Here is a 13,132-nt window from a genome sequence, read left to right as displayed (position 1 = left end):
CCCGTACGCCTTTTTTATTGCAGAAACTAAAAGGCCACCCGTATTAGCTGATTGTTTTTTAGGCTTAGTGCTGCACCTAAAAAGTTCATTTCTGGGTTACTTTAGGAGGCTCGGGGCCTAATCTTCTATTGATATTGCCGCCACAAATAATGGTGCAGAGTATCGATAGCTAAAAATTTAGCATTCTACTTCTCACATTTTCTAATTTAACGATTGACCTAAAGCTTAATGATAATTATTATCAAGTGATTCTTGGGAGGGAGATTCGCTATGGTGATGCTATTGGTTTTAGGGTGGTTGTCTGTGCTGTGGTGGGTGCCGAGTGGCTCACTCACATTATGGCTAAGCGCAGGTTTTGCCTTGTTTGCCGTGGTGTTAGCCATGCCGGCAGTGAGTCGGCATTGGTATTGGCTTCCCGTTGGGGGCTTAGCTGGCATGGGGGTAGTGGTGGGCATGATAATGACAGAAAATGCCATCTAAATACCCAGCACTAACAATAAGCCAGAAGCTAGGAGCGAGAAGAAAAGAAGGTTTTATCTGGTTCCTTTCACTTTTCACCCCTCGCTCATAAAAACAGTAAAGTGGATTGACTAGATTAACCCGTGAGGGGTGAGGGGGCTATACTCAATCGGTGCAAATATTTTACTTTTGGCTTCTAGCTTCCAGCTATCTTTTAGCGTCGTGTGGCGTGATAAACCTTAAATTTGCCATTGATTGCCAGCGTTTCGCAATGACCAAAGCTTTTCTCGATAAGCTCGGGGTAGGGCAAGAAGGCATTGGCCACTAAGGTCAAAGAGCCGCCGGGTGTTAGGTAATCTTTGGCGGTGTTGAGTAGGGCTTCTGTGGTGTGATAAAAGGTTTTTAAGCCCGCATGAAAAGGCGGGTTGGCCACAATATGATTAAAAGTGCCGGTAACTTGGCTTAAACCATCGCTGGCGTAAACCTTTGCCTGATTAGCTAACTGATTGTTAGCCAAGGTTAAACGAGTGGCTTCTAATGCCAAGGCATTAATATCAATACACTCAAGAGTGAGCTCTGGTTGACGCTTTAGCAGGCTTGCACCAATTACCCCAGCACCGCAACCAAAGTCGAGTACGCGACCGCTTAATGACGCTAAATTCTCAAGTAGCAGTTGTGAACCTGAGTCTAGGTGTCCGGCGCTAAATACCCCGGGTAAAGTACATATTTGCAGTTGCTCTTGTGCTATTGAGTAGCCTTTTTGCCATTGAGTCATGTTAAATGGCGCGGCTGGGCGAGTAAGCTGCGCTTGATATAAACTGGCGCGTCGTGCGCTGTCGAGCTTTACTACTTGATCGCAGTAAGGTGCTAACAACTTAGGTGCAGATTTTACACCACCTTTATTGTCCCCAGCCATAAAGACCAAGGCGCCTTCTGCCAGCAGGGGTAAACAGGCGGCTAATAGATACTCGGCTTCCGCTTTTGCTTTTGGCATCAATAAAAGTATCGCGCTAGCTGCTTGAGAGTGGGGCTGTGTCCCAAACTCTATGTCTTTGATTCCTTGGTTTTTCTGCCATTGGTAATAGCTATAATCTGTAGTAAAAATCCGAGGTGCAGGGCCGGCATCAGCCAGCATAGTCGGTAGGTTATCTTCTAGCAGGCCACATACTAATAATGGCTGCTGAGTGAGTACATCTAAGTTACGTGCTAGCATTTCACTAACCGTGGTTAACGCCTTCAACATCTCGAATTCCACACTAAATTATTTGATAATGCATTATACATATCTATTGGCCTCTTGACATTTGCCGGGCATTAGCAAAAGATGCAATACAAGGTCTTTACAGGTGACAGTCATGCTTTTAATTATTAAACGCAAACAAGATAAACCGCTTAAACATATAGCGGCCTCTTTTGTTGCGTAACCGACGCCTGATCTTCTTTAAGACAAGATGTTCTCAAACCCCGGTGATGCAACAGCAGCCGGGGTTTTTTTATTTTAATTTTTAATCCTCTAGCCAGGAGAAGGAGTTTCCATGTTTCGCGGTTCACTCGTAGCCCTCTTAACCCCCTTTGACGGTACTCGCATTGACGAGGCGGCATTACGTCGCTTAGTTGACTGGCATATTGCTGAGGGCACACATGGCTTAGTTCCTGTGGGTACCACAGGTGAAAGCCCTACCCTAAGTCACGATGAGCACTGCCGTGTAATTGAAATTGTGGCTGAGCAAGCAGCGGGTCGTGTCCCTGTGATTGCCGGTGCAGGCTCTAATAACCCAGTAGAGGCCATTGAGTATAGTAACTGTGCCCAGCGTGTGGGTGCCGATGCTACTTTGCATGTGGCCGGTTATTATAATCGCCCTAATCAAGACGGCTTATTTGCGCACTTTAAAATGCTGCATGATGCGACTGAACTACCGATTATTATTTATAATATTCCGCCGCGTGCTGTGGTTGATATTCAGCCAGAGACGCTCGCGCGTATGGCCGAGCTGCCACGCATTGTTGGGGTAAAAGATGCAACTGGCGATTTACTACGCCCTTGGTCTGAGCGTCAGCTTATCAAGAAACAGTTTGCTTGGTTGTCTGGTGAAGATGGCACCGCAGTGGCCTATAACGTAGGTGGCGGACAAGGCTGTATTTCGGTTACGGCCAACGTAGCACCGCGCTTGTGTGCTGAGCTACAAGAGCTGACATTGGCGGGTAAATGGGAAGAAGCGCGTGTGTTGCAAGATAAGTTATTACCTTTGCATCAGGCGATGTTTATTGAACCTAATCCTGCTGGCCCTAAGTATGCGTTATCATTATTGGGCTTAGCGAGTGAAACATGTCGTACTCCTGTCGTGCCGTTGCAAGACAGCACTAAAGCGCAGATCCGCCGCGTAATGGAAGAATTAGAGCTGATTTAATATTAAGCACAATTCCCTCATCTCCTTTCTTCAGATAATAAAAAGGTCAGCTTAGGCTGACCTTTTTACTTTAGTTTTGCTTGCTGCTTTAAGTATTACTCTTGATCATCAGGCCCTGTATATTGATCGTCTGATGAGCTTTGATGACTTTCATAGCGTGGACGACGTGGCTTATTTGTGATCACACCACTGCGAGGGGGGCGGCGAGTAACTGGAGAGATGGTCGAAATTTTTGCTTTATAAATTAGCTGCTGCTGACCACGGGGATCAGACAATAGTAGGCAATATTGGTCAAACGCGCTGATCATCCCTTCTAGTTTAATGCCATTGGTAAGGAAGATGGCGCAGTGAGTTTGGTTTTTGCGTAGCCAATTCAGTGCGGCATCCTGTCCGTTACCCAACGAAAATGCTTGTTGCAGCGATTGGGGAGTATCTGATTGGGCAGTCATGTAAGCAGTCCTATTTGTTATTATTCAACCTTGATTGTGCTTAATGAATACCCAAGTTGTCAAAGCAAAGCTCACTTTTATCTGAGAATGATAGTGATTTAATAAAAGGATGATAGGTGACAGTACTTACAGCGAACACTAAAACACTTATTTTGGCTTGTCTTATCGTCACGATAGGGCAATTAAGTGTGGGGTTATTATTGCCCGTTTTACCTGCCATTAGCGTCAGTCTGGCTGAAGATCCTAAACGCATACAATGGCTGATTTCAGCATATTTATTTGCCTTTGGTCCAATACAGCTACTGTATGGCCCGCTAAGTGATGCTAAAGGTCGCCGACCCGTACTTATTGGCGGCTTAGCGCTAGCACTGCTCGGCGTTGGGCTTTGTTTGTTGCCTAATCCATCATTTGAATGGCTGTTGGTGGGGCGTTTATTGCAGGGGCTAGGGGCGGGGTGTGCGGCTGTGGTATCGCGTGCCATGCTGCGGGATAGTTTTGCAGGATCGCAACTGCGCAATGCCTTATCGTATGTGGCGATAGCGGCGGCTTTTACCCCGATAATGGCACCTGCTGTAGGCGGTATGATTGGTTATCACTTTGGTTGGTATAGTGTTTTTATTGCCATGTTGGTGTACTTATCAACCCTGTGGCTGTTACTTGTGGCCGGGTTTAAAGAAACTCACCAAGGTGTTCGCCAGCCAATGCAGCTGACCACTATTGTGGCAAATTATCGTCGTTTATTAAGCTTGCGGCATTTTCTGGGTCATGGTGGCATGTTGTGGGGGCAGTTTTCGCTGATGATGGTATCAGTCTCTGTTATGCCCTACATTATGCAGCAGCAAATAGGCATGACAGCGGCTGAGTACGGTCGCTGGGCGTTGATCCCTGCTATGGGCTTGTTGCTGGGTGGGGTGATTAATAATCGCATTCAGCGCCGTATTGCAGCAGAAGATGTATTACGGTTTAGCCCCTATATTCAGTTACTGGCTGGTATTTGGTTGCTCTGCATGCCTGTACAACCTATATGGATGATTAGCGGTATATTTATTCAAGCCTTAGGCAATGGTATGGCCTTTCCTAACGCCATGAGCCGTTTGCTTGAGCCTTATCGTGATTTAGCAGGCGCTGCTGCGGCCTTATCGGGGGCGTTACAAATGCTGAGCGGCAGTGTGCTTACTATTGTTTTGGTCTACTTAGGGGTAGAAACCGCTGCTAGCTTAGGAGTATGTATTTTAGTGGGTGCTATTGTGATGAAAGGCTTATCTTGGTGCGCCATAGCGCGCTGGTGAAGCACAAAAACCAAGCTTTACGCTAGACGCCGTACGCTGCCCGTTAAAGAGTAAGGTGCTGTTATATCGGGTATAGCTTATTGTGTGGTCTTTATCTGATAGCTTACAGCTGACGGCTGATAGCTCACTAAAGGTGCTAGATTGTATGCAAAAAAAAGCCGCGCCCTAGGGGCACGGCTTATCAATTCTTTAGCTAACGTTCACTCTTACAGAGCTACAACGTTTTCAGCTTGAGGACCTTTTTGGCCTTGAGCTACAGTGAACTCAACAGCTTGGCCTTCTGCCAAAGTTTTGAAACCTTGGCTTTGGATAGCGCTGAAGTGTACGAATACATCAGGGCCAGACTCTTGCTCGATGAAGCCAAAACCTTTTGACTCATTGAAGAACTTTACTTTACCTTTAACGATATTAGACATATCTAAATCCTGTAATCAAATCTACTATAAATAAACGTGCTTGAAAAAATACAGATTTAACTTATGAAATACAGGACGAGGTACTACAAGAACTTCGTAACATGAACATAAATATAACCATACTTTTCGAGCTGAGAGCACTCTAACTGGTTACTCGGTGGTGGTCAACTGCTATTTTACCTTCAATGCGAGTTCTCTTACTCAAAGCAGTAAAAGCCAGTGTTAATGGGCTATTCAGCTGTGTTGGTTCAAATGATAATATAGCGATTCTTAGCACGACTTTTCTACTTAACGAGAATATGACATGTCTGATTTATATTGTGTTGCCCGTTTTAAAGCGCGATCAGGTAAAGCCGACGCCTTACAACAAGCATTAAAGAGCCTGATTAGTGAAACCCACAGAGAAGAAGGCTGTATGTTATATCAGCTAACAGAAGAAGTGCCCTACGAGGGGGCGAATGGTGAGCCTTGGGATTGTGTTTTTGTGGAGCAATGGGCGAGTAGAGAAGCATTCGACACCCATTGCGCCCAGCCCTATATTAAAGACTACTTTGAGCAAGTGGCTCCCGATTTAGTCGCTGAGGCTGATGTCAGATTATATCGGCCTCTATAATAAACAATGTGGCTATTTATTTTGCGCGACGACGAAAAGTAAGGTCACGAGTAAACAGCATTTCTAATCGCAGCGTTACACCAAACTGCGGATCGTAATCGTGTTCTCGAGGAAAATGCAGTTCGGGAATTAAGTCAACAAACAAGGTCTCACGGTGTAAATTACGCCGATAATGTGTATATAAATAATAGTCGTGCAGTCGTGGATCAGAGGCACTACGACCCACGACTACAGCGGCATAACGCATGACACTACGTGAGCCCAGCAGCTGGTTAATTTCAGCCGACTCCGAGTACTCTAAAGTATCAATTTCTTCTTGCCACTGAAAATTAGTGATGAAACGTAAATGATGGTTTTCATCTAGCGGACGGCCAATATCCCACTTACTACGAATAGAGTAACCGTCTTCATTAAACCAAGAAGCGCGGTTATAAGACTCCAGTTGCCAGGGTGAGTCTAAATCCCATAAACGTTCACCAGTAAAGCGCACATAAGGATCCGGTGGCCAACGCACTTTAACCCCAGCCCCTACTTGTAAGTTCCAGGCTTCAGACTTATCGTTTTTACCTAGTCTATTTATCCCTAATATGGTGCTGCCCAAGCTGCGGTTATTTTCATTTAAACGATGTGACCCTTGTTCAGCCAAGGTGCCTTCTGATTCTTCGGGATCACTTTCAATAATAAAGCGCAGTCGTTCTTTAGAGGTGGGCAAATCTAATTTAAAGCGCACCCCTGTTTCGGCTTCAAAGCCATCTTCTTCGGTCCAACCAATATCTTGGCGTAACCGTAAATAAGAGTCGTTACTGACGGTCAAGCTTTCTTCACTACCAAAAAAACCATCAATATTACGTGAGCTATCTGTGACCCAGCCCGACAGCGTATCGTGCATAGGCGCTATTTTTTCAACCATCCACGGAGACAAATCACTGTCGTCTATCGCATCAACTTCTACACCTGCTTCTTCAGCCATTGCGCTAGACATCAGCAGCAAAGCCATTAAACATATTTTTCTCATGGCATATTCCCTTAGCCGTTTTTTAAAGAGTATGTTTTTTATAAGAAAAATACTATAAGGAAGTGGAAGAGTGAAGGGGTAGCTAGCTTAAGATATTCTAGAGATCATCATTTTTCTGTTTATTATCAAGGGGCGAGATTAATCAGCCCTGCATCCGCAAGTACCCTTATTAACGCGCTGATATCATGCGTAACGTCATTAACAGAAACATGAAAGTAATCAGCAATTAAGTGCGTTAAGGCATGGCCAGAGAGTGTCGATTGTTGCAGTAATAGCCACACGACCTTGCCACTAGAGTTAAGGCGATGAATAGCCCCGGTTGAGTTATGAATTAAAAATAATTCTTCACCCAGCGGGTAACTGCTAATACCTTGTTGTGGCGTCCATTGACTCTGCAGCGCATATTGCTGTGCTTTCTTATCCTCACTGAATAACGGCCCTAATGTAGGCACAGGCTGAGCATCTGTAGGATAACGAGCCGGAGCGCTCAGTAAACTTGCCTGACTAGTATTCGGTGTCGCTTTCTCTTTTATGGCATTGGCCAAATACCGTGCCCCCGCCAAAGGTTCAGAATAGCGCAACAGTAAACAGGGTACGTTTTGCATTAAAGGTAATAGATGATCAAATAAGGTTTCACTAGCGGCGTCATGGGCAAAGTTTTGGCATAACAGCTGCAGTAAGCCCTCACCTGGCGATAAAGTAACTACTTCTGGGCTGGTGGCGCCTGCGTCACGATCAAGCAACACAATGGCTCCCACAGAGCTACTGTCATTATACTGGGCAAGCCCATTCTTTGGGGGGATCACAAAGCGATATCGCTCGTCTTCTGGCCCCGCAAAGCGCGTAGCATAATCAACAAGTTCAGCAGAAAAACTCTCGGGTAGGGGCAGTCGTAGCCGTGGTGCTACGCCCATTGCCACTCCTTCACCCTGAGCGGTTAACCCCAGTACATCGTCACCAAATACTCGATAACCTGCAGCCGAAAACGCCACCGTTAAGGTGCTTTTACCCGCTTTACTACTTTCGGGAAACAGCACTAATTGCCCGTTAATTTCAACACTGCCACAGTGTAGGCCTAATAATTCAGGCGCACCGGCTAAGCGTTGGCTAATTAAATCACCCACCAAACTGCACGCCGCAGAAGCAGGGGAGGGCAGGTGATATTCCCGATCTATATTGTAGGCACCTTGCCATAGACCTTCGGTATCTTGGTATATATATCTTTGTGGTATTTTACCTTGTGCAGCCGTGACGGTTATCGGCCAGCCGGGCATGGCTTGCTCTAAGGCCTCTACAACCTCGGGAGCATGTTCAACTCGCAAACAGTCGCCAATACCGGGCAGTGAAATATCCACTACATTATTATCAAGCAGATCAAAAGCTGAAAGTGACATTATCGCTGGCGTGTACCTTGAATGACATCTTCTAAAATTAGCAAGGGATCGTCTTTATACTCACGTATGCGATCACGCTCACGTCGGTAGTAATCATAGCGACTTGGGCGAGAATAGCTGGGCCTAGAATAGCTAGGGTGAGAGTAACTGGGTCTTGAATAGCTAGGCCGAGAATAACTGCCCTCATGTCGCCATGGCTGAGCTTGGGCTACAGTGAATAATGTTGGAGCCACATAGGCGCCCGCAAGACCTATACCTATGGTGGTTAATAGGCGACGGCGAGACTGGCAGTGGGAGTTTGTTAATTCGTTATCATTGTCTAGTTCGTTATCACTATTTGGCATGATAAGCCTCCGAGTACGATATTCACAAAGTATCAGGCTATCACTCCTCTGCGGCCTCCTCTAGCAAGATAATATTAGGTGAGCCGCTTTCTGTCGCCTTAACGGTTAGCGTATTAGTTTCGTTGTTTGCTTATCACAATATAGTTAGCAGAGGCTGGGCGATATAGCAGTGGGATGATAGTCTTAACGTTATAGGCTTAGGGAGGAGGTAAAAGTGAAACAGCAAATGTTAGCACTATCCATGACAATAGCACTGCCCATGGTCTTGACCGGCCCTGCTATGGCTCAGACTGTCCCATCTAGTGCCCTTGCGCACTGTGCTGCTATTGAAAGCGATCCCTCTCGGCTAAAATGCTACGACCAAATAGCCAAAGCACATAATATTAACGAGGACAGCGATCCTACGACTCGCCGTGGTAAGTGGACGATTGTTAACAAGGTTGATCCCATAGATGACACCAAAACGGTCAACATATCTCTAGAAGCAGACTCTGGTGGTTCTAGGTTTAGTAAACCCATTATGTTGGTTGCGCGCTGCGACTCTAAAAAAACGGAAATGTATATTGATTGGCAAACTTACTTAGGCAGCGAAGCAGATGTGACGCTAAGAATAGGAAACAACGCCGCTCACACCTCAAAGTGGGCCATGCCCAGAGGTAAGCAGCAAACATTTAGTCACACGCCCATTGCTATGCTAAAAGACATGCTAACGGCCAATAAAATGGTTGCCCAAGTCACTCCTTTTAATCAAAAGCCTTACACAGCCGTATTTGATACATCAGGGCTAGATAACGCCATTACTGCATTAAGAGAAGCCTGCGCTTGGTAAGAGGGTATTAAGAGTATTTGTGACAGTTACATCGGAAGTTTTTATAAGCTCCTATGTAACCTATATTTTATGAGGAGCTACTTATAGGGTTTAGCAGAAAAAGTGAAACACTATAAGTAGTTTATTAAGTGAAGTTTGTACTCATGTGCTATATCGTAAAGTGACAGTCTAGTTGCTAATAAATATTAATTAGCTAGCTTTACGGCTGCTTTTGCTGGTTCATCTTTTACGTTTCCAATTGTGTTAGCAGCATTATTTTTAGTGTCTGATATGGCATCCTTAGTGTTATCTACTTTATCGGTTACGCCTTCCAACGCCTCATCTTTAGCTTGCTTTGCTGTTTTAGATGCATCACATCGACCGCTAACACCAACAGTACTTTCTAGTGCGGCATTTTTAGCGGCTTTTGAAATATCACAGTCGGGCTTTATAACTCCCGCAAAGCTAATGCTTGATATAAACACTAAGCTGGTCATTAAACACATAGTACGAATATTGTATTTCGATAAAATCATCTAGTTACTCCTGCTGTATTAACGCTATTGACTAGTCGATATGGCTTGAGCTTGAATCAATAACAATCTGACATATATTATAATTACGAATTTAGTATAGGAGTAATAAGCTAAGATACAAACTTTTATTGCACCTAAGATATATTTAATTATGTGATTTTTTAGCGAAAACTGTCTTTATCCAACTATGAGTCGTGATTAGCTACTCACAAACGATGCACAGCTTAAGAAGAAGTAACAGAGAACACTTACCATACAGACAGTGGTGAATGCTGGATGACACTTTGCGGTCTCGAATGGATCAGTAGTGTGTCTTCGGAATAGACTCTTTGTCGATTTTTGCAGGGGCGAGAGATAGAACAGTTATATAGTACTCAACTTTAAATTTCAGACACAAAAAAACCAGTTTGCCGTTAAGCGAAACTGGTTTCATTGTGCCAAATAACCTTGGCTTTTATGGTGCCGGCACCAAGAGTCGAACTCGGGACCTACTGATTACAAGTCAGTTGCTCTACCAACTGAGCTATGCCGGCTTAAATGGTGCCCGGAGACGGAATCGAACCGCCGACACGAGGATTTTCAATCCTCTGCTCTACCGACTGAGCTATCCGGGCATAATATGCATTGCTGCATACTTTTAAATGGTGCCCGGAGACGGAATCGAACCGCCGACACGAGGATTTTCAATCCTCTGCTCTACCGACTGAGCTATCCGGGCGTAGCACGCGATGCGCACATACTTTAAACTTTCATAAAGCCAACATATAAATTACTAGCCGACTTTATATTCAATATGGTGCCCGGAGACGGAATCGAACCGCCGACACGAGGATTTTCAATCCTCTGCTCTACCGACTGAGCTATCCGGGCTAACGGAGCGCTATTTAATAAGATTGCCCCTATTAAGTCAACCGCTATTTCAAAGGCTCAAGCGCGATTGCTCAAGCCTTGAACAATATCGGTCGTTTAGTCTGCTGAAGGTGGCGTATAACCGTCCACTTTTACTTCGGCGCCTTCAAATAAATAGGCCACCATTTCTTTTTCAAGTAACTCTCTGTGCTCAGTATTCATCATGTTGAGCTTTTTCTCATTAATCAACATGGTTTGCTTATGCTGCCAAGCAGCCCAGGCTTCTTTAGAGATATTGTTATAAATACGTTTGCCCAATTCGCCCGGATAAAGTTGAAAATCCAGTCCTTCGGCGTCTTTTTGTAAGCGCTGGCAAAAAATAGTACGGCTCATTGATGGTTCCTCTGTTGCAATTGTGGGTAGGCGAGCAGTTTTTTAGTTGCCGCTGCCAAGCCAACCGATGCGGGTTGTTCTAAGTTATACCAAAGTCGTTGGGATCCGGCCATGATCTCGTGAGGGATCTGCTCCAATTCAACCAAGTATGGGGTGATATCAAGATGAAAGTGACTAAATGTATGGCGAAAACCAGCTAATGGGACAGCTTTAGAGGCCTGGGGATAGCGTGTTAGCCAAGAGGTTAAATCTTGCTGATTATTAAATTCAGGAAAACAATATAATCCTCCCCAAATGCCTTGTGGTGGGCGCTGCTCTAGTAAAATATTTTGACCTTGTTTGAGCAATAGTAAGTAAGCCTCTTTAACCGGTTGCACAGTTTTCTTGGGCTTGGAATGAGGGAAGGCCGTAGGGGTGTTTAGTGCTAATGCCTGACAATCATTGGCAAGCGGACAAGACTCGCATTTTGGCTTAGAGCGAGTACAAATAGTGGCGCCTAAGTCCATCATGGCCTGATTATATTGGCTTACCCCGGTGGCGGGTGTAAGACGCGAGACTTGCTCCCAGAGTTGGTTTTCTACTGTTTTTTGCCCAGGCCAACCTTGTTGCGCCAACCAACGCGCGAGCACTCGCTTGACGTTGCCATCTAAAATGCCGTGGTGTTGCCCCAGAGATAAAGACAAGATTGCGCCCGCGGTCGAGCGGCCTATGCCGGGCAAGCCTAATACGTCGGCAAATTGTTCAGGGAAATGGCCCTGATAATGATCACGAATGGTTTGTGCGGCTTTATGTAAATTACGAGCACGGGCATAATAGCCAAGACCAGTCCATAGATGCAGCACCTCATCTTGTTCGGCATTAGCCAAACTCAGCACATCAGGAAAACGCGCCATAAAACGTTCGTAATAGGGAATAACGGTCGCGACTTGGGTTTGTTGTAGCATTATTTCGGACACCCAGACGCGATAAGGGGTTTTATGCTGCTGCCAAGGTAATGTTTTACGCCCGTACGCTTGGTACCAGTCCAGTACGCGCTGGGCAAAAGAAGCTGTATTCACAATAGTAACTATGATTTAAACATAATGTGCAGATCAGACCACAGTGAGATGTTGAGTGCAAACAGGTCGCTATTAAGCCGGTGTGCGTTTAGCTATTTTTACGGAGAAAGCATGGCAGATTGATGCTACTACCTGTATCTATCACGACCAGAAAGTCGCGCTGTGGTCGCAATCTGTGTATCAAGCATTTAAAATCGACTGATAAACAGCATAATTCGCTAATATTATAAGCCTTGTATAGAGCATAACCTTGTAATATTCGCGCATCTATCCTCCCGGAGAATAATAATGACAGACTCGCAACAGGGTGAGGCCACTGAACAGGCTAAGCAAACAGAGCAAGAACTACGCAAACGCAAAATTCGCAGTTTTGTACGCCGAGAAGGACGCTTAACTAAAGGCCAAGAAAATGCCATGACCATGCAATGGCCAATCATGGGCATTGAATATAAGCCGGCGTTACTCGATTTAGATGCGGAGTTTAAGCGCTCGGCGCCACGAGTTCTTGAAATTGGCTTTGGCATGGGAGGCTCGCTAGTGGAAATGGCGCGCGTTGCACCCGAGCTTGACTATATCGGCATTGAGGTTCATACCCCAGGTGTTGGCGCTTGCTTAATGGGAGCAGCTGAGGCAAAGCTGACTAACTTGCGAGTGATGTGTCACGATGCAGTAGAAGTATTTGAGCATATGTTGCCTGAGCAAAGCCTTGATCGTGTGCAATTGTTTTTTCCTGATCCTTGGCATAAAGCTCGTCATCACAAGCGTCGTATCGTACAGCCTGCGTTTGTAGAGATGCTGCGTAGTAAGCTAAAAATTGGTGGTGAATTCCATATGGCTACCGACTGGGAAAACTATGCCGAGCATATGTTAGAGGTGATGAATGCCGCCCCCGGTTATGCCAATGCCTGTACCGAGGGCGATTATATGCCGCGCCCAGATTATCGTCCCTTAACCAAGTTTGAGCAGCGTGGCCATCGCTTGGGCCATGGTGTGTGGGATTTGATTTTTACGCGCATTTCTTAGGCCCCTTCGGGGAGCGATAAGCCGTAAGCTTTAAGCTGTCAGTTAAGGTCAATAGCAAGATATCTAGCTAACACCAGC

Annotated in this window: 15 protein-coding genes and 4 tRNA genes; 6 read left to right on the top strand and 13 right to left on the bottom strand. The window is 45.5% G+C overall.

Annotation, left to right across the window (positions count from 1 at the left end; translation table 11 throughout):
- The first annotated feature begins 270 nt into the window (after positions 1-270).
- Entirely contained in the window at positions 271-480 is a 210-nt protein-coding gene (locus tag J3U76_RS00760) for a hypothetical protein (protein ID WP_208003759.1), read from the top strand.
- Between the two features lie 193 nt (positions 481-673).
- Here the strand turns inward: J3U76_RS00760 and rsmC are convergent, their stop codons facing one another.
- Complete coding sequence (gene rsmC / locus J3U76_RS00755; protein ID WP_208003758.1) at positions 674-1,702, bottom strand: 16S rRNA (guanine(1207)-N(2))-methyltransferase RsmC; 1,029 nt, start codon at positions 1,700-1,702, stop codon at positions 674-676.
- A 292-nt stretch (positions 1,703-1,994) separates the two neighbouring features.
- Here rsmC and dapA point away from each other — a divergent pair, with 292 nt between their 5' ends.
- Positions 1,995-2,867, top strand: coding sequence for a 4-hydroxy-tetrahydrodipicolinate synthase (gene dapA, locus J3U76_RS00750; RefSeq protein ID WP_208003757.1), 873 nt, complete (start codon positions 1,995-1,997; stop codon positions 2,865-2,867).
- Between the two features lie 95 nt (positions 2,868-2,962).
- Here the strand turns inward: dapA and hfq are convergent, their stop codons facing one another.
- Positions 2,963-3,316 carry an RNA chaperone Hfq gene (gene hfq / locus J3U76_RS00745; RefSeq protein ID WP_208003756.1) on the bottom strand — a complete coding sequence of 118 codons (354 nt, stop codon included), beginning with the start codon at positions 3,314-3,316 and terminating at the stop codon, positions 2,963-2,965.
- Positions 3,317-3,432: 116 nt separating this feature from the next.
- Between hfq and J3U76_RS00740 the strand changes: the two genes are divergently transcribed.
- Positions 3,433-4,605 carry an MFS transporter gene (locus J3U76_RS00740; protein ID WP_208003755.1) on the top strand — a complete coding sequence of 391 codons (1,173 nt, stop codon included), beginning with the start codon at positions 3,433-3,435 and terminating at the stop codon, positions 4,603-4,605.
- Positions 4,606-4,811: 206 nt separating this feature from the next.
- Here J3U76_RS00740 and J3U76_RS00735 read toward each other — a convergent pair whose 3' ends face one another.
- Complete coding sequence (locus J3U76_RS00735; RefSeq protein WP_086964892.1) at positions 4,812-5,021, bottom strand: cold-shock protein; 210 nt, start codon at positions 5,019-5,021, stop codon at positions 4,812-4,814.
- Positions 5,022-5,325: 304 nt separating this feature from the next.
- On the opposite strand from J3U76_RS00735, the gene J3U76_RS00730 reads away from it, so the two are divergent.
- Complete coding sequence (locus J3U76_RS00730) at positions 5,326-5,634, top strand: putative quinol monooxygenase (RefSeq protein ID WP_208003754.1); 309 nt, start codon at positions 5,326-5,328, stop codon at positions 5,632-5,634.
- Positions 5,635-5,650: 16 nt separating this feature from the next.
- On the opposite strand, the gene J3U76_RS00725 is transcribed toward J3U76_RS00730, so the two are convergent.
- From J3U76_RS00725 to J3U76_RS00715, 3 genes are all read right to left on the bottom strand, one after another.
- Positions 5,651-6,649 carry a hypothetical protein gene (locus J3U76_RS00725; RefSeq protein ID WP_208003753.1) on the bottom strand — a complete coding sequence of 333 codons (999 nt, stop codon included), beginning with the start codon at positions 6,647-6,649 and terminating at the stop codon, positions 5,651-5,653.
- A gap of 125 nt (positions 6,650-6,774) precedes the next feature.
- Positions 6,775-8,043: a PqqD family protein gene (locus J3U76_RS00720; protein WP_208003752.1), complete on the bottom strand. Its 1,269-nt coding sequence runs from the start codon at positions 8,041-8,043 to the stop codon at positions 6,775-6,777.
- Complete coding sequence (locus J3U76_RS00715) at positions 8,043-8,387, bottom strand: hypothetical protein (protein ID WP_208003751.1); 345 nt, start codon at positions 8,385-8,387, stop codon at positions 8,043-8,045. The genes J3U76_RS00720 and J3U76_RS00715 overlap by 1 nt, the downstream gene beginning before the upstream one ends.
- Positions 8,388-8,601: 214 nt before the next feature.
- Here J3U76_RS00715 and J3U76_RS00710 point away from each other — a divergent pair, with 214 nt between their 5' ends.
- Entirely contained in the window at positions 8,602-9,216 is a 615-nt protein-coding gene (locus J3U76_RS00710; RefSeq protein WP_208003750.1) for a type VI secretion system-associated protein TagO, read from the top strand.
- 185 nt (positions 9,217-9,401) lie between these two features.
- On the opposite strand, the gene J3U76_RS00705 is transcribed toward J3U76_RS00710, so the two are convergent.
- The 7 genes from J3U76_RS00705 to mutY all read right to left on the bottom strand — a co-directional run bounded on the left by J3U76_RS00705 (position 9,402) and on the right by mutY (position 12,031).
- Positions 9,402-9,731 carry a hypothetical protein gene (locus J3U76_RS00705; protein ID WP_208003749.1) on the bottom strand — a complete coding sequence of 110 codons (330 nt, stop codon included), beginning with the start codon at positions 9,729-9,731 and terminating at the stop codon, positions 9,402-9,404.
- Positions 9,732-10,188: 457 nt separating this feature from the next.
- Positions 10,189-10,264 (bottom strand) — tRNA-Thr (locus J3U76_RS00700).
- Between the two features lie 5 nt (positions 10,265-10,269).
- Positions 10,270-10,345 (bottom strand) — tRNA-Phe (locus J3U76_RS00695).
- A gap of 28 nt (positions 10,346-10,373) precedes the next feature.
- A tRNA-Phe gene (locus J3U76_RS00690) sits at positions 10,374-10,449 on the bottom strand.
- A 76-nt stretch (positions 10,450-10,525) separates the two neighbouring features.
- A tRNA-Phe gene (locus J3U76_RS00685) sits at positions 10,526-10,601 on the bottom strand.
- A gap of 96 nt (positions 10,602-10,697) precedes the next feature.
- The gene (locus J3U76_RS00680) at positions 10,698-10,973 is read right to left on the bottom strand and encodes an oxidative damage protection protein (RefSeq protein ID WP_208003748.1); all 276 of its coding nucleotides are present in this window, start codon (positions 10,971-10,973) and stop codon (positions 10,698-10,700) included.
- Positions 10,970-12,031, bottom strand: a complete 1,062-nt coding sequence (gene mutY, locus J3U76_RS00675) for an A/G-specific adenine glycosylase (protein WP_208003747.1) — start codon at positions 12,029-12,031, stop codon at positions 10,970-10,972. The genes J3U76_RS00680 and mutY overlap by 4 nt, the downstream gene beginning before the upstream one ends.
- A 288-nt stretch (positions 12,032-12,319) precedes the next feature.
- Between mutY and trmB the strand changes: the two genes are divergently transcribed.
- Positions 12,320-13,054, top strand: coding sequence for a tRNA (guanosine(46)-N7)-methyltransferase TrmB (trmB, locus tag J3U76_RS00670; protein ID WP_208003746.1), 735 nt, complete (start codon positions 12,320-12,322; stop codon positions 13,052-13,054).
- The last annotated feature ends 78 nt before the right edge of the window (positions 13,055-13,132 follow it).

The sequence above is a fragment of the Oceanisphaera pacifica genome (assembly GCF_017498065.1).
Taxonomy (GTDB): domain Bacteria; phylum Pseudomonadota; class Gammaproteobacteria; order Enterobacterales; family Aeromonadaceae; genus Oceanimonas; species Oceanimonas pacifica.
The sequence above is the reverse complement of the archived record's forward strand: the minus strand, read 5'-3'. Positions and strand labels throughout refer to the sequence as shown.